We start from the raw sequence: 26,527 nt of genomic DNA, 5'->3' as shown, positions 1-26,527 counted from the left end.
CTTCCCTCACTCTGCAAAGGAATGCCTCACACCATGGATTTTTCCCTGAAGCACCTGGCCGCTGCGACCCTGATGGCGGCGGGCCTGTCATTGTTCACCAGTTCGGCCCAGGCCAACCTCACCCCGCAACAGAACGCAGCCATCCTGAAAAACTTCAACGAGGCCTCGGCCACGGATTTCAGGCAGTTCCTGGGCGCCCTGGCCAAGAGCGAGCTGGGCAAAACCGACCACCTGGACTCGACCATCGGCGCCTTCCTCGATAACAAGCCGCTGTCCGCCGAGCAGCAGAACGAGATCCATCGCCTGCTGGGCCTGTACACACGGATCAAGTACGGCAAGGCCGCCACCGACACCCTGCGCGAACTGGTGGCGATCCCCACCTTCAGCGTCGACGGCGTGCCGGCCCATGAGAACCCCGAGTTCATCAAGATTGCCGACAAGATCAAAAGCCTGGCCCAGGCCTTCAACCTCGCCTATCGCAACGTCGACGGCCGGGTCTATGAAATCACCCTGGAGGGCAGCGGCGATGAAGTGGTAGGTATCCACGCCCACGCCGACGTCGTGCCGGTCACCCCGGAAAACTGGGTGTTGCAGGACGGCACCCGCCTCGACCCGTTCAAGGTCACCCTGGTGGGCGACCGCATGTATGGCCGCGGCACCGAGGATGACAAGAACGGCATCGTCGTCACCCTCTACGCGATGAAGGTGATCAAGGAAGAGAAGCTGCCCCTGGCGCGCGACTTCAAGCTGCTGGTGGACACCACCGAGGAAACCACCGGCGACGCGATCCCCTACTATTTCGAGCGCAATCCCACGCCCAACTACAACCTGGCGCTGGACGGCGGCTACCCGGTGGTGATCGCCGAGAAAGGCTACGGCACGGTGATGGCCAATTTCCCGCAGCGTAAAGCCCAGGGCAAAGGCGCGGAAATCACCACGCTGACCGGGGGCCTGGCCACCAACCAGATCCCTTCGACCTCGGTCGCCACCCTGGTCACCGACAAGCCGGCCGAACTGGCAGCGAGCCTGCAAAAGGCCGGCAGCGAGTACGCCCAGCGCCATGCCGGCAACGGCGGCAAATTCGAGGTCAGCGCCAAGGTCGACGGCAAGAACGTCAAGCTCACGGTCACCGGTGTGTCCGCCCACTCCTCCGAACCCGAATCCGGGGTCAACCCGGTGGCGCGGATGCTCGACTTCCTCAACAGCCTCGACGGCAAGGTCGCGCTCAAGCACAACCAGATCACCGATGCCGCGCGCTACGCCGCCGATAACTGGGGCCTGGATTACCTGGGTGGCAAACTCGGAGTCGGTTTCTCCGACGACTTCATGGGCCCGTTGACCACCTCCCTGACCTACGTCGGGGTCAAGGACAACGCCTTCCAGCTGGCGGTCAACCTGCGGGTGCCAAAAGGCAAGTCGCCACAAGTGCTGAAAAGCGAAATCGCCGACAAACTCGACGCCTGGAGCAAAAAGGCCAAGGTCGCGGTGGCCTTCGACTACTCGATCGCCGAGCCGATGTACCGCAACCCCGAGGGTGAATGGGTCAAGGCGCTGTTGGCCGTGGCCACCGAGAACCTGGGCATGGAGCACAAATTCGGCACTTCCGCCGGCGCTACCTCGGTGCATGAACTGCCCAACGGCGTGCAATTCGGCCTGGCCCGGCCGGAGGTCAAGTACACCGGTCATAACGACAACGAGTTCAAGACGGTTGAACAGTTCCTGCTGGACCTGCAGATCGTGACCGAAATGATGGGCCGTATCGGCCAGCTGCCAAAACTCTGATGCACCTGCCGGACCCGCCGTCCTGGCGGGTCCAACCTGGCGTCCGCGCGCCACTCCATGGCCGACGGAACCATCCCCGGCAATGGTCAGTCGGATGGCCTGCGAGCCTCTTGGGCGGACCCGCGCCGTGTGACGGCTGCCGACAACGATTGATGGATGGAGTACAGGGAATGAACGGCACACACCCCACCTGCAACACGCTGGCTCATGGCGGCCGGATGGCGGCGCTGATGCTGGCGATGCTGGGCCTGGGCGGCTGCGCGTCGTCGATGACCGTCACCGGCGAGCCGGGGGTAAAGATGGGCGACAGTTATGACCAGGTGCTGGCCGTGATCAGCCGCAGCAATACCGTGACCAAGACCGTCAAGGACCAGGGCATCAGGGCCGAGGGTTACTCGGCAATGTTCAAGGACTGTCGCACCAAGTACTTCATCTTCCTCGGTGCCGATGGCTTGCAGCAGACCAGCTACGAGCCGGCGCCGCAGTTGTCACCCGCGCAAAATTGCCGCCAGCCGTAAAGGCTGCTGCGGGCGGGGTGGGGTTTTATCCGCAAACAGGGTTTATCTGAGGCTTCAGAGGGGGCGCTTGGGCCAACGCAGCCTCGCGGACTCGGCAACAGCTACGGGGTTTCAGCCACGCCTACTTCACCAGGCGCACTTCCTTTGACGGCCGGTAGCCGAAGTAGGCGCTGTAGCACTTGCTGAAATGGCTGGGCGAGACAAAGCCGCAGGCCACCAGCACATCGACCTGTGACAGTTCGGTGTGTTGCAGCAGGCGGCGAGCTTCGGTGATGCGCAACTCCAGGTAATAACGTTGCGGCGTGGTGCCCAACTGCTCCTTGAACAAGCGTTCGAGCTGACGCCGTGAGCGGCCGGCGTAGACCGCCAGTTGCTCCAGTTCCAGGGGTTCTTCGAGGTTGGCGGCCATCAGCTTGACCACCTCGCGCAGGGGCGCGCTGAGGCAGATATTTTCGGTCGGCTTGATACGTCGGTAGCGCGACTCCTCAAAGGCCAGGATGTCTTCGATGCCCTCGACCAGGGCCTTGTCGTGCAAGCCCTTGATCCAGTCCAGGGCCATATGGAACGCCCCCGAAGGACTCGCCGCGGTGAGCCGGTCGCGGTCGATCACGTAGGGTTCGCTGCTGACCTGGGTCGCCTTGCAGAACTCCGCCAATGCCGGCCGATGTTCGGGATGGATCGCGCAGCGGTAGCCCGCCAGGAGCCCGGCCCGGCCGAGAAACCACGCTCCATTCCACAGCCCGGCCAGGGTCACACCCTGCTCGGCAGCGGCCTTGAGCAGTTGAATGAACGCGTCCGATGCCTTGAGTTCGGTGCGGTAGCCGCCGCACACCACCAGCAGGTCGAGGTCCTTGAGCTGGGAGCTATCGAGACGGGCGTCCGGCCGGATCACCAGGCCCAGGTCGCTCACCACCTCCCCTTCGTGCAAACCAAAGGTTCGGGAACAGAACAGGTTAGGCCGCAGCAGGTTGGCGGTGACGATGGTGTCCAGCGCCTGGGTGAACGCCGGCAGGGAAAAATGCTCGAGCAGCACAAAACCCGCCTGCAGTGGCCGCTGACCCTGGCTGGATTGCTCATTCAGGTAGCGCAGGTTTTTGCCCTTCATGCCTGTGCTGAATTGCCGTCGTTCGATCAAGGCTCGCACTCTGTTGCGTTAACGGGGGCACAGTTTGCGGTGTTTGCCCGGCGCAGCACCAGAGGCAGGCAAACGGCAGCACAAACTGGCCCCAAGAATAAAAGCCGACCCTTATCAATAATCTGATAAGTCGTCCCACAACTTAGTATTCAAAACCCGCGCTCGCGCTTTTTAAAATCAATAAGCCGGCTCACTGATTACCATCCCTTATCGCCCTAATAAGAACATTGACTCAGCAAACACAGGGAGTTTCATTGACACGAACCCCGCATAAATAAAGACTCTATCCAGGTCATACGACGACGTATAACTAATAATAAAAGGTGGTCTTACTTATGCTCTGTTTGCAGTTTCATGCAGCGCGACCCATTCGCCCAAACCGTTCTTCAGCGGCCCGCAGCGAGTTGCACAACCGGCCCCCACTCAGCGGGGAGCACCGTTCATGAAAGAACTTACAAGACTTTATTTCCTGGCCCTGAAGGCACTGATCGTCGGTTGCCTGGTGTGTATCACGGCGCTGATTTTCACCAATGTAGTGCTGCGCTACGGCTTCAATTCCGGCTTGTTCTTCAGTGAGGAAATTTCCCGGCTGGCGTTCGTCTGGCTGGTGTTCGCCGGCTCCCAGCTGATGCTGCACGAGAACGGCCATATCGGGGTCGATATCCTGACCAGCCGCGCCTCGCCCAGGGTCGCCAAACACCTGCTGACCCTGACCTACCTGCTGATGCTGTTCGCCACCTGGCTGTTTCTCCAGGGCAGCTGGAAACAGACCCTGATCAACCTGAATGTGGGCGCGCCCTCCACCGGCATCTCTATGGGCCTGTTCTACGGCGCCGGCCTGGTGTTTTCGGTATTGAGCAGCGTTCTGCTCGGAGCCCAACTGGTCAAGCACCTGGCCACCCCGGCCGGCGAGCTCCAACCTTCCACCACCGTGCAAGGGGTGCTCAAGTAATGGCCCTCGGTGTATTTGTCGGCGTGCTGATGGCCGCCATTCTTATCGGCGTGCCCATCGCCTATGCCCTGATTCTCTGCGGCGTGGCCCTGATGTGGCTGCTGGGGCTGTTCGATGGCCAGATCATCGCGCAAAACATCATCAACTCGGCGGGCAGCTTTCCGTTGCTGGCGATTCCGTTGTTCATCATCGCCGGCGAAGTGATGAACAGCGGCGGCCTGTCCAAGCGCATCATCAACCTGGCGATTTCCCTGGTCGGCCATATGCGCGGCGGCCTGGGCTACGTGACGATCTTTGCCGGGGTGCTGCTGTCCAGCCTCTCGGGCTCGGCCCTGGCCGACGCCGCGTCGCTGACCGCCCTGCTGCTGCCGATGATGGTGATCGCGGGCTACAACCGCAATCGCTCCGGTGGCCTGATCGCCTCGGTTTCGGTGCTGGGCTCGATCATTCCCCCGAGTATCGGCTTCGTGGTGCTCGGGGTGGCTTCCGGCTTGTCGATCACCAAACTGTTCCTCGCGGGGATCGCTCCTGGGTTGATGATTGCCGTGGCCCTGGTGATCGCCTGGTGGTTGGTGTCGCGCCGGGACAACGATGTCGAGCTGAGCCCCAAGGCTTCCGGCAAGGAACGCCTCAAGGCCTTCGTCGACAGCACCTGGGCGCTGATGCTGCCGGTGATCATCGTCGCCGGCCTGCGCTTCGGTGTGGTGACGCCGACCGAAGCCGGGGCCGTGGCCAGCGTCTATGCGCTGCTGGTGTCGTCGCTGATCTACCGCGAGCTGAGCCTGAAATCCCTCGGCGAGCTTTTGTTGCGCGCCGGCAAGACCACCGCCGCAGTGATGTTCCTGGTGGCCGCAGCGTCGATCCCGGCCTGGATGATCACCATCGCCGACATCCCTGGGCAGATCATCGACCTGATCCAGCCGGTCATGGACAACCCGAAACTGCTGATCGTGGTGTTGATGCTGCTGATCCTGCTGATCTCCATGGTCATGGACCTGACGCCGACCATCCTGCTCCTGGCGCCGATCCTGGTGCCGGTGGTGACCGCAGCCAATATCGACCCGATCTACTTCGGCGTGCTGTTCATGATCAATTGCTCCATCGGCCTGATCACGCCGCCCGTGGGCACGGTGCTCAACGTGGTGTGCGGGATCGGCAAGATGCGCTACGAGGCCCTGCTCAAGGGCACCTTCCCGTTCCTTATCGCCGAAATCATCGTGCTCTTCCTGCTGGTGATCTTCCCTGAACTGGTGACGGTTCCGGCGCAATGGTTCGCCCACTGACACCCCGAACAACAATAAGGAATGACCATGACCCGACACCTCACCGTGCTCGCCGCGCTGCTGCTGGCCAGCAGCCTGAGCTTTGCCGCCGAGTACAACTCACGCACCCTCAAATTCGCCGCCACCAGCCCCAAGGGCACGCCACCGGCGATTGGCATGGAACTGTTCGCGAAGAAGATCAACGAACGCAGCGGCGGCAAGATCAAGGTCCGCACCTTCCCCAACGGCGTGCTCGGGGGCGACGTGCAGGTGCTGTCGTCGCTGCAGGGCGGCGTAGTGGAAATGATGACCTGGAACGCCGGCCTGATGCTCAACCACGTGACCGACTTCGGCATCCTCGATTTCCCGTTTATCTACACCGACACCGCCAAGGTCGACGCCATGCTCGATGGCGAGGTCGGCAAGATGCTGATCGATCAGTTGCCGGAGAAAAAACTGGTGGGCCTGGCGTTCTGGGAGCTGGGGGTGCGCAACCTGACCAACAACGTGCGCCCGGTGCAGAAGATGGAAGACATCACCGGCCTGAAGATTCGCGCCCAGCAATCGCCGCTGTTCCTCGACGTGTGGTCGACCCTAGGGGCCAACCCCACGCCCCTGCCCTTCACCGAGGTGCACACCGCCCTCGAGACCGGCACCGTGGACGGCCAGGAAAACCCGGCGGCGCTGATCCTGGCCTCAAAATTCAATGAGGTGCAGAAGTACCTGAGCCTGACCCATCACAACTACAACCCGCAGATCGTGCTGATCAGCAAACCCTTCTGGGACACCCTGAACCCGGACGAGCAGGCGCTGCTGACAGAGGTGGCCATGGAGGTGCGCCTGGAGCAGCGCCAGATCTCCCGCGCGGCCGACAGCAAGGCGATTGCCGAGCTCGCCAGTTCCGGGATGCAGGTCAACGAATTGCCCGCCGAAGAGGTGGTGCGCATCCAGCAGAAGATCCGCCCGGTGATCGAAAAGTACGCGGCGCAGATCAACCCCGAACTGGTGAAGAAGGTCTACCAGGCCGTGGGTTACCAGGCGCAGTAAAGGACTGCGGCGCAGTCCGGCGAGGGCCCTCGCCCTCGCCACAAGTCACCCCGGTCTCCGCCTTATACGCCCGCCCGGCGGGCACTGCCGTATCAGCCAAGAGGAAGCAGCAAAATGAAAATTTCGGTCGCCCAGATCCACCCGGTCATCGGCAATCCCGCGCAGACCATCGACAAGGTCGCGCAGTTGTCACGCCAGGCCGCGGCAGACGGCTCGCGCCTGATCGCCTTTGCCGAATGCCTGTTGACCGGCGGCTCGTTCGACAGCCGTGAAGAACTGGAACAAGGCGCCATCAGCCTCGACGCCCTGGCCCCGTTGCTGGCGGTCAGCGCTGAAAGCGGGATCCACATCGTGGTCGGCTTCTATGAAAAACACGCCGAGTCGATCTTCAATACCGCCGCCCTGATCGGCCCCCAGGGCGTCATCGGCCTGCATCGCAAACGTCATCTGCCGTTCATGATCGGCGACCGTTTCACCGATCGCCCCGCCGAGTGGACGCCGCCGGTGTTCAACACCGACATCGGCCGCATCGGCCTGGCGATCTGCTATGAAATCCGCTTCCCGGAAGTCATCCGCACCCTGGCCCTGGAAGGCGCCGATATCGTGGTTCTGCCGGCCGCCTGGCCGGAGCAGGCGCGGTTGCTGCCGGACCTGTTCAGCACCGTGCGCGCCGCGGAAAACATCGTGTATTTCGTGGCCCCCAACCGCAATGACCTGGACGGCGGCATGCAGTTTATCGGCATGAGCCACATCATCGAGCCGTCCGGCACCACCCTGACCCGCGCCGGCCTGGAAGACGGGGTGTTCAGCGTCGAGATCGACCTGGCCAAGGCGCGCAACAAGTCGCTGATCCGCGACCCGGGGGTGTTCGAGATCCACCCGTTCCGCGACCGCCTGCCAGCGACCTATCGCCTCTGAAAACCCGGGTGCCGAGGCGCCACGCCTTTGATCGGGCCTCGGATGGCGAATCGGCACCCGGCCATCGCCCCTCACTTTTCAGGTAATCGCAATGCACAACACGATCCGCTCGCTCAAGGACCGAATGGCCGCTGGCGTGACGTTCGGGATGAATATTTACAGCACCGCCTGCCTGCCCATCGAAGTGGCCGGCAACTGGGGGCTGGACTTTGTCTTTATCGACGCCGAGCACACGGCTCTGGGGGTCGACCGGGACATGGAAAAACTGCTGCTGGCGGCGCACCACGCGGCGGTCCACAGCCTGGTCCGGGTACGCGGCACCCTCGAATGGGACATTCGCAAAGCCCTGGAAATGGGCGCCTCGGGGGTGATCATTCCCCAGGTGCACAACGCCGCGCAGATGCGCGAGATCATCCGCTGCAGCAAATTTCCGCCCGTGGGCCGGCGCGGCGGCGACAGTTCGGTGCGCTCGGCCCGCTACGCCGGTCCCGGCTTCGAATGGGCGCGCTACACCGAGGCGGAAAACCAGCGCAGCGTGATCGTGCCCATGGCCGAGAGCTATGAATTCTTCGACAACATCGATGAGATCCTCGACGTCGAGGGCATCGACGCCGTGCATTTCGGCCCGGCCGACTACTCGCTGTCCCGCCAGTTGCCGGTGGACTATCGCCTGGGTAACCCCGAGGTCCTGGCGCGCCTGCAATGGCTGATCAAGAAATGCCATCAGCGTGCGATCCAGGTGATGGTGCCGTGCTTCCCGGCTGACACTGAAACCGCCCGGCGCCTGCGGGAAATGGGCTGCGACATGCTGCTGATGGGCAGTGACCTGTCCTGGCTAAATCAGGCCGGGCAACAGATCGCCGCCACCCGTGAAGCACTCGAGGGGTCGGAATAAGCTCCCGGTTTGCCGGGGACATTATCAGCTCAATCCACTCTTGTCGGAATAACCCACAGGCTTGTGGCCGAACTTAGTAACTTGATTCGGCCTTTCAAGCCATGCATTAAAAGATCAATTAACCAGGAAGTTTTGTCGCAATAAAGTGGCCCGCGTCAATGCAACTAACTCATCAAGTTGTACGTCCGGCTTTTCCGTCACATACGACAAACAGAACTTGGCGGGTGCAATAGGCGGCGTGCAAGGTAATACCTTGAGCATGTCCACTGCCAACATATCTCGAATCAACGGTACTGGCAGAATCCCAATAGCGTGCCCGGCCGATATCATCTTCGCGATAAAGGCCAAGGAGTTACTGGAATGAAATGCCTCGGAGACATTGCCGCCCTCTTTCAACCAGCGCTCGACCACTGAATACAGGGTCGAAGGCGCGGAATGGGTGACGATCGGGTAAGCCCCGGCGTGCTGCGGCTGAAAAGAATCGCCGTCGATTTCCAGGTGGGCGGCGGCCACCCACTGGAAGGTCATCCAGCCCAGGAAGATATCGGTCACGTCATCGCGGGTCATGGGGTTGGTCAAAAGCGCCAGGTCCAGCTCGTGATCATTGAGCTTGCGATTGAGCACCGCCCCCACATCGATGGTGATTTCCAGGGTGATCTCCGGGAAATGCGCCTTGATCTCGGCAATCACTGCCGTCAGCCCGACCATGGCCGAACACTCGTCGGCGCCCACCCGCAGCCGGCGGTTCTGCTTCTGCTTGGCTGCGAACTGTTCCAGTTTCACGCTGTTGTTCAGCGCCAGTTCGGCATGTTGCAGGGCGATCAAGCCGTCAGCGGTGATTATCATCCGCTGTTTGCTGCGATCGAAGAGTTTCACGCTCAACAATGACTCCATCTCCCGAATGCGCGAGGAGATGGCCGGCTGGGTCAGGTGAAGGTGGCGCGAGGCGGCATGCACGCCCCCTAATCGGGCCGTCCAATAGAAGGCCTCGATCTGCATCAGGGTAATTCGCATGATAAAAATAGTCCCGAAGTTGACGCGCTGATTTTTATTATCGCCTTAAAATCCTGCTTGCTAGGATGAACTAAATGCACCAGACATTCACCAAAAAACAAGTCAAGCCAAGCATGTATATTATTCGAGAACTACCGCAGCAAATGACCGAAGAAGAACGTTCGATACTTCTTGCGGCAGAACCGGCCACCCTGGGTCACTTCATCACCCGGGGTATTTTAAACAGCGATATAAAGGCTCACTTCCAGGATGTGCGCGCCGCCGGGACGGCGGTCACGGTGAGGATGCCCGGGGCTGATGGCGGCATCCTGCAATACGCCATGGGGTGTGTGCGCCCCGGAGATTTTTTGATCGTGGATCGCTGTGGCGAACGGGTCACCGCCGCCCTCGGAGGGGCCATGGCTTATGCGGCCAAACAGGCGGGCATCGCCGGGATCGTGATTGACGGCTTTGTCACCGACCTCGGCGAATTGCGCCAGCACGGGGTGCCGATCTGGTCCTGGGGCGCCAGCGCCATCACCACCCGGCTCAAGGGCGAAGAAGGCGAATTCTGCACCACGATTCAGTGTGGCGGCGTGGTGGTCCGACCCGGGGATGCGGTGCTGGCCGATGAAAACGGCATCGTGGTCATGGCCCCTGATCAGGCCATACCCCTGGCGCGCCGGGCCATCGAATTCCAGAACAATGAAAAAACCACCCTGACCAGGTTGGCCAAGGGCGAGAAATTCCCTGATATCGTCGGCTCCCGAGCCATTATCGAGGCGGCCATCCAGCGCCGTTCCTGACCCGAAGCAAGCACCACCCGCAGCCCCTTTGCCACGCCGTTTCTGCCTTAGTAGCTCCCTCTAGAAAAACAACAGGACTACCATGAAACCGTACCTCATAGCGTCCCTGACCCTCGCCCTGGCCGTCCCAGCCCAGGCCGATACCCCACCGCCGATTCACTTCAATGTGATTGGCGGCGGCAGCCACAACTACACCTTTGGCGCGGTGGAAAAACCGTTCTGGAACCAGACCCTGCCCGCCCGCTCCGGCGGCAGCCTCACGGCGAGCCTGCGCGGGCTGTCGGAAAGCGGGCTCAAGGGCCCGGAGATGGTGCGCCTGCTGCGCAGCGGCGCGGTGGAAATCGGCATGGGGGTGTTTGCCTTCGTCGCCGGTGACGACCCGTTTTTCGAAGGCATCGACCTGCCGGGCATGGCCCCCGACATCCAGACCTCCCGGCAGATTTCCAGTGCCTTCAAGCCGGTACTGGCCGAGCGTATGGCCGAGCATCACGGGGTCAAGCTGCTGGCGACCGTGCCCTACACCGCACAGGTGTTTTTCTGTCGCGACCCGCTGTCCTCGCTCGCCGACCTCAAGGGCCGCAAGGTCCGGGTTCGTGGGCGCAATATGTCGGACATGATCAGCGCCCTCGGCGGTGCGCCCATGACCCTGCCGTTCGCCGAGGTGGTGACGGCGATGCAGACCGGTGTCATCGATTGTGCGGTGACCGGCATCGGCTCCGGCAATGCCGCCCGCTGGTATGACGTCGCCAACCACCTCTACAACCTGCCGGTGGACTGGTCCATCGGCTTCTATGCCATCGGTCTCAAGCGCTGGCAGGCGTTGCCCGAACCGGTGCAACGCCTGCTCCAGGGACAGGCCCAGGCCCTGGAAGACCGCTGGTGGGAAGCCACCGCCAACGAGAACCAGTCGGCGCTGGCCTGCAACATCGGCGCCCCGGACTGCAAGATCCATCGACCGGCCAGGATGCAGGTCAGCACCCCGACGGACGCCGAGCGCCAAGTCCTGCAGAACGCCGTGCTGACCATCGCCAACGATTGGGGCCAACGCTGTGGCGCGCCCTGCGTCGAACGCTGGAATGCCACCGCAGGCGCCGCCATCGGCGTGCACCTGCAACAGCCCTGAGCCGTGCAACGTGCCCAGCGTCCTGAACCCACACCGTTTGCGGAGAAGCATCCATGAACCCCACTGAATCCCGCGCGACCCGGCTGGTGAACGGCATTGCCCGGCTCAGCGCCTGGGTGGGCGGCATCGCCCTGATGGGCACCGCGCTGATGATCGGGATCGACCTGATCCTGCGCAAGACCCTGGGCCTGTCCCTGGGCGGGGCCGATGAGATAGCCGGCTATGTACTGGCGATTGTCAGCACCTGGGCGTTTCCCATCGCCCTGTTGAAACGCTCCCATATCCGGGTCGACATCCTCTATTCACGGCTGTCGCTCAAGGCCCGGAGCCTGCTGGACCTGCTGGCCTTGAGCGGCATGGCGCTGTTTGCCGGAACCCTGCTGTACCACGCCTGGGGCGTGCTTTGGGACTCGATCCACTACCGCTCGATTTCCACCACGCCGCTGCAGATCCCGCTGTGGGCGCCGCAGTCGATCTGGTTCGCCGGCTACGCGTTCTTTGCCCTGACCCTGGCGGTGCTGGCCTGCACCAGCCTGTCCCGGCTGCGCCAACGACGCTGGGCAGCAATCAACGGGCTGATCGGGATCAACTCGGTCGAAGAAGACATTCAACAAGAAACCCACGGTGGCGCCGGCGCGCCATCCCATGGAGCGCACTAGATGCTGGCCTTTACCCTCTTTACCCTGCTGGCCCTGCTTGGCCTGAGCGTGGCGGCGGCGGTCAGCGTCGGCCTGTTGGGCATGTCGTTGTCCGAGCTGTTTTCCAGCCTGCCCCTGAGCAACGCCATGGGCGAAATCGCCTGGAGCACCAGCGCCGAATTCCTGCTGGTGGCCATTCCGCTGTACATCCTGATGGGTGAGCTGCTGGTGTGTTCGGGGGTCGCCGGGCGCATGTACGGCGCCGTCGACAAGTGGTTGTCGTGGCTGCCGGGTGGCTTGATGAACTCCAACATCGGCGCCTCGGCGCTGTTTTCGGCCACCAGCGGCTCCAGCGTGGCCACCGCCGCCACCATTTCGACCATTGCCCTGCCGGAGCAGGAGCGCAAAGGCTACCCGGCCCCGCTGTTCCTGGGGTCGATCGCGGCCGGTGGCACCCTGGGCATCCTGATTCCGCCGTCGATCAACATGATTCTGTTCGCCCTGATCGCCAACCTCTCGGTGCCCAAGCTGTACTTGGCGGCGACCCTGCCGGGGATCCTGCTCAGTTTCATGTTCGTGGCGATGATCGTCATCGCCTGCCTGATCCGCCCCGAGCTGGGCGGCCACAAGCAACACGCGACCTGGGCCGAACGCCTGGCCAGCATCCCCGACCTGTTGCCACCCCTGGCGATCTTCGCCCTGGTGGTGGGCGCCATCTACAGCGGCTTCGCCACCGCCAGCGAGTCGGCCGCCCTGGGGGTGATCGCCGCATTTGCCCTGGGCCTGTGGCGCCGTGCATTCACCTGGACCAACCTGGGCCAGGCCTTTGAATCCACCATGCGCACCACCGGCATGATCCTGTTCATCACCCTGTCGGCGTTCTTTCTCAATTTCGTGCTGGCCTCCATCGGGCTGACCTCGACTCTGGTCAGCTTCGTCACCGACCTCGACATGTCGCCGATGGGCACCCTGCTGGCGATCATCCTGTTCTACATCGTCCTCGGCTGCTTTATGGACACGCTGGCGATGTTGATCACCACCGCACCGCTGGTGGTGCCGATCATTGTCGCGCTGGGCTTCGACCCGCTGTGGTTCGGGGTGATCCTGATCATCCTCTGCGAGATGGGGCAGATCACCCCGCCATTTGGCATGAACCTGTTCGTGGTGCAAAGCATCCGCAACAAGGGCCGCTTCCTGGATGTGGTGTACGGCGCCCTGCCGTTCTGCGCAGTGCTGCTGATCCTGATCGCGCTGTTGATCCTGTTTCCGCAGATCGCGCTCTGGCTGCCCCACCTGGCCTGATCGCGGCAGCCCCCGATAAAGCCGCCGACACCATCAGGGGCTGAAAAATAATGCGCCAGCGACTAAGGTAGACAGCGGCCAGCCCCGGCTAACCGTCAACAACAATAAGATCGCCGTGCACACCGCCCCCCGGTGTCACGCCTGATGGGAGCACTCCATGACTCGGCACAGCGCGCAGACCAGCCCCAGCGAACTCGCGGCCTTCGTCAACGATCACTTTTCCGCACGCGGCATCCGCCCCGACGGACTGATCGCCCAGTCCTGGTACCGCAGCGTGGTCGAGCACCGCCTCGACCCGGGCGCCGCCAGCCGCAAGAACATCCTGTGCGCCGAGGACATCCGCCGCCATCAGCAGCAACATCAACAGTACCTGTCGATTGCCAGCCAGGGCGTCAGCGGCCTGGCCAAGCGCGTGGTTCCGGCCGGGTTCGCGGTGTTGCTCAGCGACGGAAACGGCATCACCCTCGACTCACGGCTGCCGAGCCACGACGACGCCTACACCCAGTCGGGGCTGGTGGTCGGCGCGCGCTGGGACGAATCGATGGTCGGTACCAACGGCATCGGCACCACCCTGGCAGCCGCCCAGCCCTTGATCATCCACCGCGAAGAACACTTCCTGGCCTCCAACTTCCGCCTCAGTTGCTCGGTGGCGCCGATCTTCGACGCCCAGGGCCTGCTGCGCGGCTGCCTCAACGCCACCTGTCTGAACAGCGACGGCCCGCGGGAAAGCCAGTACCTGACCCTGCAACTGGTGATCATGTACGCGCGCCTGATCGAGAACGCGCACTTTCGCCAGAGCCACCGCGATCGCCTGACCCTGTCCCTCAAGCCCATCGATGAAATCGCCGACCTGGCCAACGAACAGTTGCTGGCCCTGGATGAAAACGGCCGGGTGATGGGCGCCAACCGCGCGGCCTTTGTGGCTCTGGAGCGGAGCGCCGGGGCGCCGCTGCTGGGGGCGCCGATCCACAGCCTGCTGCCGGCCACGGTGGAGGAACTGTTGCAGTTCACCAATGGCGGCGCGCGCGGTGTGCGTCTGCGTGGACTGCAGGATGAAGCCCTGCTCGATATCGGCCTGCGCATCCCCTCGGAGCAGCACCGGCCGCCCGCCGTGGTGCGCCCGGCGAGCCCGCCGCATCCGGACCTGCAACAACTGGCCGGGAACGACCCGCGCCTGCAACAGAACGTACGCCGGGTACGCAAGGTGATCGACAAGGGCATCCCGATCCTGATCACCGGCGAGACCGGCACCGGCAAGGAGGCCTTCGCTCGCGCCATCCACCAGGCCAGCAGCCGTCGCGCCGGGCCGTTTATCGCCCTGAACTGCGCGGCGATTCCGGAAACCCTGATCGAAAGCGAGCTGTTCGGCTACCGCGCCGGCAGCTTCACCGGCGCCAACAAGAAAGGCATGAAGGGCAAGCTGGAACTGGCCAACGGCGGCACGCTGTTTCTCGACGAGATCGGCGACATGCCGGCGCACCTGCAAACCCGCCTGTTGCGGGTCCTGGCGGAGCGGGAAATCTCGCCCCTGGGGGCCGAAGTGCCGGTGGTGCTGGATGTGCAGGTGATCTCCGCCACACACCAGGACCTGCACGGGATGATCGCCGCCAAAGCCTTTCGCCAGGACCTGTTCTACCGCCTGGCCGGCATGAACCTGGCGCTTCCGGCCTTGCGCGAGCGCAGCGACCGCGCCGAGCTGATCGACAGCCTGCTGCGGGCGCAGACCGACGCCCACGGGCTGCGCCTGGACGCCCCGGCCCGACAGTGCCTGTTCGACTACCCCTGGCCGGGCAATATCCGCCAACTGCTCAACAGCCTGCGTTACGCCGTGGCCCTGGCCGAAGACGGGGTCATCGACCTCGACTGCCTGCCCGGCGAACTGCTGGCGCCCCTGCCCTTGCCCCTGATCAGCCGCGACCCGCCGCCGACCGCGCACCTCGCCGAGCAACTGGGCGACGATGAATCCCGGCGCCTGCACGACTGCCTGCGCCGCCAGCGCTGGAACATCAGCGCCGCCGCCAGTGAGCTGGGCATCTCGCGCTCGACCTTGTACCGCAAGATGAAAAAGCACGGGCTGATCGCGCCCAACGACCGGCTGTAAGACGCCGTCGCCCCCATGAAAAATGCCGGTCCCTTGATGGGAGCCGGCATTTTTTTACCTCGGGCCCGGCCTCAGATCTGGATGTACACCACGTGGGTGTGGGTGTACTCGTACAAACCGTGCTTGCCGTCGGCGCCGCCAATCCCGGACTTGCGCGTCCCGGCATGGAAGCCCTGCATCGCCTCGAAGTTCTCGCGGTTGATGTAGGTCTCACCGAAATCCAGGCCGTTGCTGGCGCGCATGGCCGCGCTCAGGCTGCGGGTGTAGATGGATGAGGTCAGGCCGTACTCGCTGTCGTTGGCCAGGGCAATGGCTTGTTCCAGGTCATCGACGATCTGGATCGGCAGTACCGGGCCGAAAATCTCCTGGCGCATGATCGGCATTTCGCTGCCACAGCCGGCCAACACCGTGGGCTGGTAATGGAAGCCCTGGCCTTTGTCGGCCACCGCGCCACCGGTCATCACTTCAGCCCCCTGGCCGCGAGCGGTCTCGACCATCTTCGCTACCTTGTCCAGGGCCGCCTGGTTGATCAGCGGGCCCATGTCCAGATCATCCTCGGCCAGGGGGTCGCCATAGCGGGTGGCCGCCATCGATGCGGCAATCTGCTCGATAAAGGGCTCGGCCACCTTGCGCTCGACATACACCCGCTCGGCGCAGTTGCACACCTGCCCGGTGTTGATCACCCGCGACGCGGTGATGGCCTTGACCGCCAGCGCCAGGTCGGCGTCCGCGAGGACGATGGCCGGGGCCTTGCCTCCCAGTTCCAGATTGAGTTTGGTGATGTTCGGCGCGGCGGCGGCCATGATCCGCGAGCCGGTGCCGACGCTGCCGGTAAAGCTGATCAGGTCGATGCCGGCGTGGCTGGTCAAGCTGTGGCCGACCGTGGCCCCGGTGCCGCTGACCACGTTGAACACCCCGGGCGGCAGGTCGGTTTCAGCCACCAGGCGGGCGAATTCGAAGCAGTTGATCGGGGTTTCTTCGCTGGGCTTGATGACGATGGTGTTGCCAGTGATCAGCGCCGGCGCCATTTTGCGGGCGATGAGGAAGAACGGGAAATTCCACGGCAGGACCCCGGCCACCACCCCCAGGGGTTTGCGCAGCAGAAAGATGCTTTCGCCGACCCGGTCACTGGTCAGCACTTCGCCTTCCAGGCGCCGTGCCCATTCAGCCATGTAATCCAGGTAGTCGGCGGTGAAGTTGACCTCGACCCGGGCCAGCCCCAGGACCTTGCCCTGCTCGGCGGTGATGATGTGGGCCAGGCGTTCGGCGTTGTCGCGGACCTTGCTCGCGATCTGGCGCAGGTAGCCGGCGCGCTCGATGGCCGGACGCGCGGCCCAGCCCTTTTGCGCCTGGCGCGCGGCGGCGATGGCGGCCTCGACCTGGTCGCTGCTGGCCTGAGGCACCCGTGCCAGCAAGCGGGCATTGGCCGGGTTGTGCACCTCGATGTGCTGGTCGCTGGGGACAAAGGCGTTGCCAATGAAGTTCTGGTAATGAATCAGCTCGGTCATGGTGGTTCTCTCGCAGATAGGGTCAAAAAAAGGCTGCAGGCGCCACCGGGGCACCTGCGTCGCGGGTCGTTACTGAGTGCTGAAGGTTTTCCAGATGCCGCCTTCCTGTTGCAGGTCGTGGCTGCGCTTGATCAGGTACTGATGGATCTGGTCCACCTGTTGCGGGGTGAAGGCGTCGGCAAAGGACGGCATGCCATCGGGGACCCGGCCGCCGAAAAGGATGCCGAGGAACATCTGGTGTTTTTCCGGCGTCAGCTTGCGCAGGTCCGGCAACACGCCGCCGCTGACCGCATGGATGCCGTGGCACTGCGAGCAGTAGCCGTCATACAGCTTGGCGCCGGCGTCGATGGCGGCGGTGTCACGGCTCAAGGGCGGTGGTTTCGGCGTGTCGGCGGGCGGTGCCGGTTCGTTGAGCGTGGCGGTGCCCCCCAGCTTGTAGGTCAGCACCTGGGAAAACGGCTGGACCCCGGCCCGCAGCGACAAGGCCCCGGCAAAGGTCGAGAAGGCGCCACCCCAGCCAGCCATGAAGGTCACGTATTGCTCACCGTCGACGCTGTAGGTAATGGGCGCCGCCATCACTCCGCTGGCGGCCGGCTGCTCCCAGAGCTTGTTGCCGCTGTCGGCCGCGTAGGCGATCACCCGGCCATCGGCGCTGCCCTCGAACACCAGGTTGCCGGCAGTGCTCAGGGTGCCGCCGTTGAAGATGGTGACGTAGGGCACTTCCCAGGCCGCCTTCTGCTTCACCGGGTCCCAGGCGATCAGCTTGCCGGACCAGCCCTTGGCCATTTCCAGCAGGCCTTCGGCGTTCTCCGGCATCATCCCGGTGCGCAGGCCCAGTTGGTACATGCTCTTGAACGGGTTGCGCTTGGGCGCCTCGGGGATGTGCTCGTAGTAGGCGGACATGATGTGCGCCGGGATGTACACCAGCCCGGTGTTGGGGTTGTAGGACATCGGCTGCCAGTCGTGGGCGCCCCAAAACGCCGGGGTCACCAGGTTGCGCTTGCCGTTCTTCCAGTAGGCGGCGTTCTCCTCATCGAGGATCGGCCGGCCGGTCTTCATGTCCATGCCCTTGGTCCAGCTCTGGGGCACGATGCCCTTGGCCGACAGCAGCTCGCCGGTGGCGCGGTCGATCACGTAGAAGAAGCCGTTCTTCGGCGCCTGCATCAGCACCTTGCGCGGTTTGCCATCAATCGGCAGCTCGGCGAGGATCATGTGCTGGGTCGCGGTGTAGTCCCAGGCGTCGCCCGGGGTTGTCTGGTAGTGCCAGGCGTACTCGCCGGTGTCGGCGTTGACCGCGACGATGGAGGACAGGAACAGGTTGTCGCCCTTGGCCTGGCTGCGCCATTTCGGGTCCCACATCGAGCCGTTGCCCACGCCGATGTACAGCAGGTTCAACTCGGGGTCGAAGGCGAAGGAATCCCAGGCGGTGCCGCCCCCGCCCTGCTCGACGAAAGCATCGCCGTGCCAGGTCTTGGCGGCAATTTCCATGGCCTTGTCTTCCGGTGGCAGCTTGGGGTCCCCCGGCACGGTGAAGAAGCGCCAGGCCTGCTTGCCGGTTTCGGCGTCGTAGGCAGTGACATAGCCGCGCACGCCGAACTCGGCGCCGCCGTTGCCGATCACCACCTTGCCGTTGACCACCCGTGGCGCGCCGGTGATGGTGTAGCTGCGCTTGTGGTCGGCGCGGGTGTCCACCGACCAGGCGCGCTGCCCGGTCTTGGCGTCGATGGCCTCCAGGCGACCGTCGAGCACCCCGACATAGACCTTGCCCTTCCACACCGCCACGCCGCGGTTGACCGCATCGCAGCAAGCCTCGCCCGCGCGGTTGCGGTCGGACTTGGGGTCGTACTTCCACAGCAGCTTGCCGTCGCGCGCGTCCAGGGCATAGACCACCGAAAACGGCCCGGTGGTGTACATCACGCCGTCAACCACAATGGGCGTGGCCTCGACCCCGCGATCCAGGTCGAGCTTGTAGCTCCAGGCCAGGCCCAGCTTGCCGACGTTCTGGTCGCTGATCTTATTCAGCGGGCTGTAGCGCTGTTCGTCGTAGGTGCGCCCGGTGCTCATCCAGTTACCGGGCTCCTTGTCGGCGGCGATAATCCGCGGGCCATCGACATTGGCCGGCAGGTCCTGGGCCCAGGCCGGCGCACCACCCAAGGCCAGGGCCAGGGCGATAAACAGGGTCTTGAATGGAACGCCAAGGGGCGCGGTCGGCAAAGAGGGAGGCACGGCGAGGCCAATCTGTGTCATGGGGGGAGACTCCTGATTCTTATTAGTAGCGAAGCCATTGCGCTGCGCGACTAGAGAAGAGCAACCGCCATGCCAGCCTTCGGACAATCCCCTGCAAGCCCCACGGGGCAAGGCGTGCAGCCCGGACCAGGGCTTGCGTCCGGGTGCGACAGGTGTCGCATCGGCCGCTACACCTGCGTCAGGCCTGGCACAGGACGACACCTTCGGCCGTGCATCGTCGCTTGGGCGCCAACGGCCTCATCTGCCCAGCAGGCCACGGTCCCTTGAACCTAAAGACGGACTGGCAGTCGTAGGGCGGTGAGTTTTATTAAGGAATACCCGTGAATAAAGCACTGACGCTGTCCACCGCCATCGCCGCCGCCCTGCTGATCAGCGCCTGCTCCCACCGCGCTCCGACGGCCAAGGCGGTCAAGCCGCCCCCCGCGCCCCATGTGACCCTGGTCCCGGACGACAAGCACGCCAGCCTGACGTACCGCCATGTCGGCGGCGGAGGCAACAACCCGGTCACGTTCTACTTCAGCAGTCCGCAAGTGCCGAACGACCTCATGATCGTGGCCGGCGAGCCGGTGTTCGATGCCACCTACCTCAAGAAAATCCCCGCCTACCTGCGGCGCATGGCCCCCGGGACCGATGTGATCGACCAGTTGGTCAGCGCCGGCCAGCCGATCAAGGTCCGGGCCAAGGTCAAGGAATCCACCTTCGTCTTCAACGGCATCCCGATCCCCCTGGGCGCCAGCAAGCAGCCGCCGGTTCAGATCTTCACGCCCAAGCCGTTGCAGACCTACCTCATCGAAACCGTGCTCGCCGACGGCTACACCCTGAGCATCTACGAGCTGTCGATGTCGGGTGAGCGCACCCTGGTGTCGCCGACACCCTGAGGCGTGGGCCTGACCGGCGCGATGCTCCGGGCGGGCTAGGTTGTTTACTACGCGACTTAGATCAAAAAATGATTTCACACGGCTTGGCCAGCCGCTTAAGTTCGCTCCTGACCGACCCCTGCCAGGTGGAGGCAAACCCTCTCTCTGGTAACGGTCAGGATCTCCCCCATGGCATACGCACTGCGCTTCACCCCTTGGCTGGTCTCATTGCTGTTCGCCCTGCTGCTGGTGCTCACCGGCCTGCTGGGCAGCGCCCAACCACACCCCCAGAACATCACCCCCGACCTGTCCAAGCTCACGGCCCGGAACGTCAGCGTCCCGGCTGCAGATGCGTTGCTGGCATAGTGCCTGCCACGCAGCAGCGAGCCCTCTGCGACGGGGGCCTTGGTTGTTTTTCTCACCCTGGCGCGTGAAAAAAAAGCGTCCGTAGTGGGTTGTTTCACAAGGCTTTCCTGGCGCGCATTCCGCGCCTCGCCGCCGCCCTCCGAATGCCTTGGCACCGCCCTTGCTCTAGCGCCGATACCTTCCCTTCTTCATGCAGGATCAGCGCCTTGTTCAAGTCCAATGTTTTAGCCGGTGCCGTTGCACTCGCCGCCCTTAACCCGTCCTCGCTGGCATTCGCCCAGGACAGCCGCGAAACCCGCGTCGAAGACGAGCAGCTCGACAGCGTGGTGGTGATCGGCACCCGCCGCAGCGATGTGACGGCGCTGCAGAGTTCGGCACCGGTGGATGTGATTTCCGCTGCCCAGTTGCAAGACTCCGGTGCCGCCAACCTGGGCCAGGCGCTGGCCAGCCTGTTGCCCTCGTTCAGCTTCCCGCAGAACGTCAACGGCGCCTTCGCCCAGGAGGTGCCGCCGGGGGTGTCACTGCGGGGCCTGGGTTCCGACCAGGTGCTGGTGCTGGTCAACGGCAAGCGCCGGCACACGGGTTCGACGGTGACCCGGCAGAACTACGCGGCCAAGGGCGGCGTGCCGGTGGACATCAGCCTGTTCCCGCTGGATGCCATCGAGCGGGTGGAAGTGCTGCGTGACGGCGCCTCGGCTCAGTACGGCTCGGACGCCATCGCCGGGGTGATCAATATCGTGCTCAAGGGCGCGGACCAGGGCGGCAAGCTTGGCTATCGCCTGGGTGAATACAAAAAGGGCGATGGGTTGTCGCGCAAGCTCAGTGGCTGGAAGGGTTTGGCGCTGCCGGGGGATGGCTTCCTGACGGTGAGTTTCGATGCCGGTGAGTCGGACCCGGCCAACGACACCAACCCGGACAATCGGGTGCCGGCCAGCAACCCCTTGCGTGACTGGCGCTTCGGCGTCGGCAAGGTGTCCGACCAGTACAACCTGCTGCTCAACAGCGAGGCCTCCCTGAGTGAGCGCCTGAGTGCCTACGGCTTCGCCACCTGGTCGCACAAGAACAGCGACGCCGAAGCCTCGCTGGTGCTGCCGGGAGATCGGCGCAACATTGCCGCGGTCTACCCCAACGGCTACTGGCCGGTGACCCGCTATCGCCTCGAAGACTACGCCGCCACCACCGGCCTGCGCTTCGAGGACCCGGGCCTGGGCAAGTTCGACCTCTCGGCCAACTACGGGCGCAACGAAGTCGACTCCACCTACTACGACACCCTGAATGCCAGTTGGGGCCCCACCTCGCCGACCCGTTTCGACACCGGCAGCCGCATCAACTCCCAGGCCAATCTGGGGCTGGACTGGGTCAAGGACTTCGAGGTCGATGGCCTGCACGGCCCGCTGACCCTATCCAGCGGCCTGGCCTATCGCTGGGAACAATACGAGTTGCAGGCCGGTGAAGCCGCCGCCTCGGAAAACCGCTGGTACCCGCACCCGGCGGGCGGCTTCTACACCCCCGCCAGCTCCGGGATCACCCCGGTGGACGCCGGCCGCCTGTCGCGCAATGTGTTCGGCGGCTATGTCGATGTCGAGGCCCAGGTCACCGAGAAATTCAACGCCGGGGTGGCCCTGCGCTCCGAGCACTATTCGGACTTCGGCGACACCACCAACGGCAAGCTGTCCCTGCGTTATGACTTCACGCCCAAGGTCGCGCTACGCGGCAGCCTGAGCACCGGCTACCGCGCGCCCTCCCTGGTGCAGGCCGGGTATCAGGCCTCCGGCATCCAGATCGTGCAGACCGGCGCGGTGTACGACTCGGTGTTGCAGCGCACGCTGCGGGCCGACGGCCCGATCGCCGCGGCCCTGGGCGGCAAGGCGCTGAAGCCGGAACAGTCGAAGAACATCTCCGTCGGCCTGGTGCTGCGCCCGCTGCCCGAGGCCAGCATCACCCTGGATGCCTATCGCATCGATATCAACGACCGCATCACCCCTTCCGAAAACCTGACCGGCGCGGACGTGGTGGCGGCCCTGGCGGCGGCAGGCATCACCGGCGTCAACAGCGCGACCTTCTTCACCAACGTCCTCGACACCCGCACCAAGGGCCTGGAGCTGGGGGGCAAGTACCGCCTCACCCTGCCCCGAGGCACCCTGGACCTGAGCGCGGGCTTTGCCCATACCGAGACCGAAGTCACCAACGCACGGGATGTGGGGCGCTTCGCCTCGAGCCGGATCATGGGCCGCACCGCCATCGGCGTGCTGGAAGACAACGTGCCGGAGAACAAGTTGATCTGGGGCCTGCACTACGCCTTCAACGGCTTCGAAGCCAACTTCAACCAGCGCCGCTACGGCGAGTACACCACCCGTGGCACCACCGCCAGCACCGACCAGACCTTCTCCGCGCAATGGATCAGCGACCTCGACCTGAGCTATCGCTTTGCCGCAGGGCTGCGGGTGGCGGTCGGTGCGCAGAACCTGTTCGACAGCCACCCCGACAAACTGGACGCCACCGGCAGCGGCCCCTACGGCATTGCCAAGTACTCCACGGTGTCGCCGGAAGGTCATCAGGGCGCGTTCTACTACACCAACCTGAGCTACGCGTTCTGATGCGCGCCCCGATCAAGCCTTGGCCCCGGCTGACACGGATAGGCGCCCTGCTCTGCGCCGGGCTGCTCGCCAGCAGCCTGGCCCAGGCCCAACCCCAGGTACTGGATGCCGGTCGGATCGGCCAGGGCCTGGATCGCCTGGCGGTCCTGGGCAGCGTACTGTACATCGCCGCTCACCCCGATGATGAGAACACCCAACTGCTCGCCTGGCTGGCTCAGCAGCGGCACTACCGCACCGCCTACCTGTCGCTGACCCGTGGCGATGGCGGGCAAAACCTGCTGGGTAACGAGCAGGGCAATGGCCTGGGACTGATCCGCTCCCGGGAGTTGCTCGAAGCTCGCCAGGAAGATGGCGCCGAGCAACTGTTCGGCCAGGCCAGGGACTTCGGCTTCAGCAAGACTTCGGCAGAAACCCTGCGCGCCTGGGGCCAGGAACAGACCCTGGGCGATCTGGTCTGGGCCATTCGCAAATTCCAGCCCGACGTCATCATCACCCGCTTCCCCGGTGACAGCCGCGCCGGCCACGGTCATCACCAGGCGTCTTCGCTGCTGGCCCAGGAGGCCTTTCGCGCGGCGGCCGACCCACGCCGTTTTCCCCAGCAGTTGAGCGAGGTTCAGCCCTGGCAAGCCAAGCGCCTGCTGTGGAACACCTGGAAGTCATTTCTGGGCAGCGGCGACACCACCGAACCCGGCCAATTGCAGGTCGACATCGGCGGCTTCAACCCCAGGCTCGGCCTGAGCTATGGCGAAATAGCCGCCCTGAGTCGCAACCACCACAAGAGCCAGGGCTTCGGCAGCGCCGCACAGCGTGGTCGACTGATGGAATCCTTTGCCCTGCTCGACGGCCAAGCCGCGCGACAGGACCTGTTCGACGGCGTGGACAGCACCTGGAGCCGCCTGCCCCAGACCCGGGCCATCGCCCGGCAGGTCGAGCGTCTGCAACGCGAATACGACAGTGCCGCACCGGCCAGGTCCGTGCCGGGGCTGGCCCAACTGCACAGGCAACTGCTGGGGTTACCCGCCGGCGTGTGGCGCGAGCGCAAGCTGCAAGACGTGCAGACGCTGCTGCTGGCAGCGGCGGGCGTGTGGCTGGAAACCACGGCCGATGCGCCACGCTTCCCGGCCGGCAGCGCCATTCCCGTGCGCACCGAAATCCTCCTGCGCAGCGCGGTCGAGGTGTCAGTGCTCAGTGCTGGCGAGCACCGTCCATTGCAGATTGACCAGCCGCTGCGGCTGAGCGGCTCGGCCCACAGCCTGCAGGTCGGCACCCAGCTGGCCATCGCCGGGGAGGTGCTTGAGGTGCAGCGCGAGATCCAGTTCAAGCACGTCGATCCGATCCGTGGCGAGGTCTATCGCCCAGTGCAGTTCACACCGCCGCTGACACTGACCCCGTCGAGCACGGCCTACCTGTTTGGTGATGATCACAGCCGGCGGATCGAAGTCCGGGTGCACGCTTTCGCCGACGGACTCAATGGCGTGCTGCAACCGCAGGCCCCGGCGGGCTGGCGCATCACCCCCGAGCAGCAGCCGTTCAGCCTGCGGCGCAAGGACGACGAACTGACCCTGGGCTTCGACCTCGAACCCGAGGCTCACCCGCAGAACGGCGAGCTGCGCTTTCAGGCCAGGGTCGACGGCCAAGTGCTGGACAAGGCCCTGGCAACCATCGACTACGGGCATATCCCGGCGTTTGACTGGTTCCCCCCGGCCACCGCGACCCTGGTCAAATTCGACCTCAAGCGCGGCGGTGAACGCATCGGCTACCTGCCCGGTGCCGGCGACCGCCTGCCGCAGATGTTGCGGCAACTGGGCTATCAGGTCGATGAACTGAAGGCCGAGACCCTCACCCGGCAATCCCTTGCCGAGTACGACGCCATCGTCACCGGGGTCCGGGCCTACAACGTCAACCCGGCGCTCGCCGCGGCGCGCACCCAACTGCTGCAGTACGTCGAACAAGGCGGCGTGCTGCTGGTGCAATACAACACGCTGGCGCCCCTGCCTGCCGAACCGCTGGGCCCCTACCCCTTCACGATCACCCGCGACCGGGTCACCGAAGAGGACGCCGCGGTACGCCTGCTGCTGCCGGAGCATCCGTTGCTGAACCACCCCAACCCCATCACCGAGCACGACTTCGATGGCTGGGTGCAGGAGCGCGGGCTGTACTTCGCCAGCGACATCGACCCGCGCTATCAACGTCTGCTGGGCATGCACGACCGTGGCGAACAGGAACTGAGTGGCGCACTGATCAGCGCGCAGGTGGGCCGGGGCCGCTTCATCTACGCGCCGCTGTCGTTCTTCCGCCAACTGCCGGCAGGCGTGCCGGGCGCGGCCCGCCTGCTGGCCAATCTGTTGGCGAAGTGATGGCGTCGTTCAGGGGCTGCGCAGAGCATGCTGGGCCCTGGGCTACGCTGAGCCTGAACCCTCACTGAGGATCTGGCACTGAAGGTCCTGGCTCAGCGGATCGGCACCGATGAGCCGGCTTTTGCCGCCGTGCTTGAGCAGCGATGGATTGATGCCGAACTGTTTGCGAAACGCCGTGGCGAAATGGCTGGCGTTGGCGTAGCCCAGGTCCGAGGCAACCCGCATCACCGACTCATCGCCCTCCAGTAGCCGACTGCGGGCCTGAATCATCCGCGCTTGCTGGAACACGCCGTACACGCTGTTGCAGAACAGTTGGCGAAAGCCTCGGGTCAGCTTGGGCTGGCTCATTCCCGACTCCCGCGCCAGCTCGGACAGGCTGGGCGCCTTGCCCAGGTCCTGGAGCAGTCGCTCCCGGGCGCGCAGCAGTCGTTGCCGGTCGATGTGGCTGATGCGGCAGATACAGCCCGGGTTGCGCCGTGCCTCCAGGAACAGGCTGACCAGGGTCACGCTCTGGCCATACAGCCACAGGCTGCTGCGCGGCGGGCCCGGGGCCAGGCCAGCACCGGGGTCCATGGCGTCGCAGAGCAGTTGCGCGGTGGCGCTCATTTCGCCGCTGCGGTGGCCGTCCAGGAAACAGTGATCGCACGCCAGTGCGCTGTGCAGGGTCGGATCGATCTGGGTTTCCCACTGGGCCAGCAACTCGGGATGGATCATCACCGTGATGTTGTCGATCTCGCCGTGCTGGTGGTAGAGGCCCTGGCGGCTGCGCCCGAAACTGATGCTGCCCGCCCCCTCGTCAATCGCGAATCGACGCTGGCGCCTGCCTTCGAGGAAGCTGCAGGAGGCCTTGCCCCTGAGCAGGTTGGTGAAGCTGAAGTGGATGCGCTCGCTGTCGTCATGCAGCGGCAGTTCGACCGGCTGCTCGAAGGTGCTTTGCCAGCGCACGATGTCCAGCCCTCCCTGTAAGGTCACACGGGTGACCCGGCACTGGGTGCCCGGGCCGAATTCCCCGCCATAGCCATTGGCAATAATCCGCGAGATGGGCAGGGACTCAAGCCCCTCCTCCTGAACAGCTGACATCGATAAATCTCCTTGCTGACCGGATACGGCTCGAATCAGATCA

21 protein-coding genes are annotated in these 26,527 nt (G+C 64.3%); 16 read left to right on the top strand and 5 right to left on the bottom strand.

Going from position 1 to position 26,527, the window contains the following annotated elements:
• The first annotated feature begins 33 nt into the window (after positions 1 to 33).
• Together AC19YX_RS22695 and AC19YX_RS22690 are read left to right on the top strand one after the other, a co-directional pair.
• Positions 34 to 1,782: a dipeptidase gene (locus AC19YX_RS22695; RefSeq protein ID WP_500607074.1), complete on the top strand. Its 1,749-nt coding sequence runs from the start codon at positions 34 to 36 to the stop codon at positions 1,780 to 1,782.
• Between the two features lie 170 nt (positions 1,783 to 1,952).
• Positions 1,953 to 2,300, top strand: a complete 348-nt coding sequence (locus AC19YX_RS22690; protein ID WP_078468911.1) for a hypothetical protein — start codon at positions 1,953 to 1,955, stop codon at positions 2,298 to 2,300.
• 121 nt (positions 2,301 to 2,421) lie between these two features.
• Here the strand turns inward: AC19YX_RS22690 and AC19YX_RS22685 are convergent, their stop codons facing one another.
• Entirely contained in the window at positions 2,422 to 3,405 is a 984-nt protein-coding gene (locus AC19YX_RS22685) for a GlxA family transcriptional regulator (protein ID WP_500607174.1), read from the bottom strand.
• Positions 3,406 to 3,877: 472 nt separating this feature from the next.
• Here AC19YX_RS22685 and AC19YX_RS22680 point away from each other — a divergent pair, with 472 nt between their 5' ends.
• The 5 genes from AC19YX_RS22680 (at position 3,878) to AC19YX_RS22660 (ending at position 8,509) form a co-directional block, all read left to right on the top strand.
• Positions 3,878 to 4,387: a TRAP transporter small permease gene (locus AC19YX_RS22680; protein ID WP_421546506.1), complete on the top strand. Its 510-nt coding sequence runs from the start codon at positions 3,878 to 3,880 to the stop codon at positions 4,385 to 4,387.
• Positions 4,387 to 5,670, top strand: coding sequence for a TRAP transporter large permease subunit (locus AC19YX_RS22675; protein ID WP_020296292.1), 1,284 nt, complete (start codon positions 4,387 to 4,389; stop codon positions 5,668 to 5,670). Before AC19YX_RS22680 ends, AC19YX_RS22675 begins: the two co-directional genes overlap by 1 nt.
• A 27-nt stretch (positions 5,671 to 5,697) precedes the next feature.
• Positions 5,698 to 6,696 carry a TRAP transporter substrate-binding protein gene (locus tag AC19YX_RS22670; protein ID WP_500607073.1) on the top strand — a complete coding sequence of 333 codons (999 nt, stop codon included), beginning with the start codon at positions 5,698 to 5,700 and terminating at the stop codon, positions 6,694 to 6,696.
• Positions 6,697 to 6,810: 114 nt separating this feature from the next.
• The gene (locus tag AC19YX_RS22665; protein ID WP_078468907.1) at positions 6,811 to 7,614 is read left to right on the top strand and encodes a carbon-nitrogen hydrolase family protein; all 804 of its coding nucleotides are present in this window, start codon (positions 6,811 to 6,813) and stop codon (positions 7,612 to 7,614) included.
• A gap of 91 nt (positions 7,615 to 7,705) precedes the next feature.
• Positions 7,706 to 8,509 (top strand): HpcH/HpaI aldolase family protein, encoded by an 804-nt coding sequence (locus tag AC19YX_RS22660; RefSeq protein WP_500607072.1) that lies wholly within the window; start codon positions 7,706 to 7,708, stop codon positions 8,507 to 8,509.
• Positions 8,510 to 8,623: 114 nt separating this feature from the next.
• On the opposite strand, the gene AC19YX_RS22655 is transcribed toward AC19YX_RS22660, so the two are convergent.
• Entirely contained in the window at positions 8,624 to 9,523 is a 900-nt protein-coding gene (locus AC19YX_RS22655; RefSeq protein ID WP_078468905.1) for a LysR family transcriptional regulator, read from the bottom strand.
• A gap of 113 nt (positions 9,524 to 9,636) precedes the next feature.
• On the opposite strand from AC19YX_RS22655, the gene AC19YX_RS22650 reads away from it, so the two are divergent.
• The 5 genes from AC19YX_RS22650 (at position 9,637) to AC19YX_RS22630 (ending at position 15,472) form a co-directional block, all read left to right on the top strand.
• On the top strand, positions 9,637 to 10,308 hold the full coding sequence (locus AC19YX_RS22650; protein WP_421546502.1) for an RraA family protein: 672 nt from the start codon (positions 9,637 to 9,639) through the stop codon (positions 10,306 to 10,308).
• An 82-nt stretch (positions 10,309 to 10,390) separates the two neighbouring features.
• Positions 10,391 to 11,431: a TRAP transporter substrate-binding protein gene (locus AC19YX_RS22645; protein WP_500607071.1), complete on the top strand. Its 1,041-nt coding sequence runs from the start codon at positions 10,391 to 10,393 to the stop codon at positions 11,429 to 11,431.
• 53 nt (positions 11,432 to 11,484) lie between these two features.
• Positions 11,485 to 12,090 carry a TRAP transporter small permease subunit gene (locus AC19YX_RS22640; protein WP_078468903.1) on the top strand — a complete coding sequence of 202 codons (606 nt, stop codon included), beginning with the start codon at positions 11,485 to 11,487 and terminating at the stop codon, positions 12,088 to 12,090.
• Entirely contained in the window at positions 12,091 to 13,371 is a 1,281-nt protein-coding gene (locus AC19YX_RS22635) for a TRAP transporter large permease (RefSeq protein ID WP_421546499.1), read from the top strand.
• A 157-nt stretch (positions 13,372 to 13,528) separates the two neighbouring features.
• A complete protein-coding gene (locus tag AC19YX_RS22630) occupies positions 13,529 to 15,472 on the top strand; it encodes a sigma-54-dependent Fis family transcriptional regulator (RefSeq protein ID WP_500607070.1) in 1,944 nt (647 codons plus the stop codon).
• Positions 15,473 to 15,543: 71 nt separating this feature from the next.
• On the opposite strand, the gene aldA is transcribed toward AC19YX_RS22630, so the two are convergent.
• Entirely contained in the window at positions 15,544 to 16,980 is a 1,437-nt protein-coding gene (gene aldA, locus AC19YX_RS22625) for an aldehyde dehydrogenase (RefSeq protein WP_201131389.1), read from the bottom strand.
• Positions 16,981 to 17,049: 69 nt separating this feature from the next.
• Positions 17,050 to 19,227: a PQQ-dependent dehydrogenase, methanol/ethanol family gene (locus AC19YX_RS22620; protein ID WP_421546497.1), complete on the bottom strand. Its 2,178-nt coding sequence runs from the start codon at positions 19,225 to 19,227 to the stop codon at positions 17,050 to 17,052.
• 320 nt (positions 19,228 to 19,547) lie between these two features.
• On the opposite strand from AC19YX_RS22620, the gene AC19YX_RS22615 reads away from it, so the two are divergent.
• The 4 genes from AC19YX_RS22615 (at position 19,548) to AC19YX_RS22600 (ending at position 25,404) form a co-directional block, all read left to right on the top strand.
• On the top strand, positions 19,548 to 20,105 hold the full coding sequence (locus tag AC19YX_RS22615) for a hypothetical protein (RefSeq protein WP_201131391.1): 558 nt from the start codon (positions 19,548 to 19,550) through the stop codon (positions 20,103 to 20,105).
• A gap of 168 nt (positions 20,106 to 20,273) precedes the next feature.
• Positions 20,274 to 20,450 (top strand): hypothetical protein, encoded by a 177-nt coding sequence (locus tag AC19YX_RS22610; protein ID WP_161955726.1) that lies wholly within the window; start codon positions 20,274 to 20,276, stop codon positions 20,448 to 20,450.
• Between the two features lie 206 nt (positions 20,451 to 20,656).
• Positions 20,657 to 23,047: a TonB-dependent receptor plug domain-containing protein gene (locus AC19YX_RS22605; RefSeq protein ID WP_421546496.1), complete on the top strand. Its 2,391-nt coding sequence runs from the start codon at positions 20,657 to 20,659 to the stop codon at positions 23,045 to 23,047.
• The gene (locus AC19YX_RS22600) at positions 23,047 to 25,404 is read left to right on the top strand and encodes a PIG-L family deacetylase (protein ID WP_500607069.1); all 2,358 of its coding nucleotides are present in this window, start codon (positions 23,047 to 23,049) and stop codon (positions 25,402 to 25,404) included. Before AC19YX_RS22605 ends, AC19YX_RS22600 begins: the two co-directional genes overlap by 1 nt.
• A gap of 42 nt (positions 25,405 to 25,446) precedes the next feature.
• Here AC19YX_RS22600 and AC19YX_RS22595 read toward each other — a convergent pair whose 3' ends face one another.
• Positions 25,447 to 26,484, bottom strand: coding sequence for a helix-turn-helix transcriptional regulator (locus tag AC19YX_RS22595; protein ID WP_500607068.1), 1,038 nt, complete (start codon positions 26,482 to 26,484; stop codon positions 25,447 to 25,449).
• Positions 26,485 to 26,527: the final 43 nt, after the last annotated feature.

This window comes from Pseudomonas sp. MF09150, from assembly GCF_059862355.1.
Note: the sequence above shows the minus strand (reverse complement) of the source record. Positions and strands in the feature narration are given on the sequence as shown.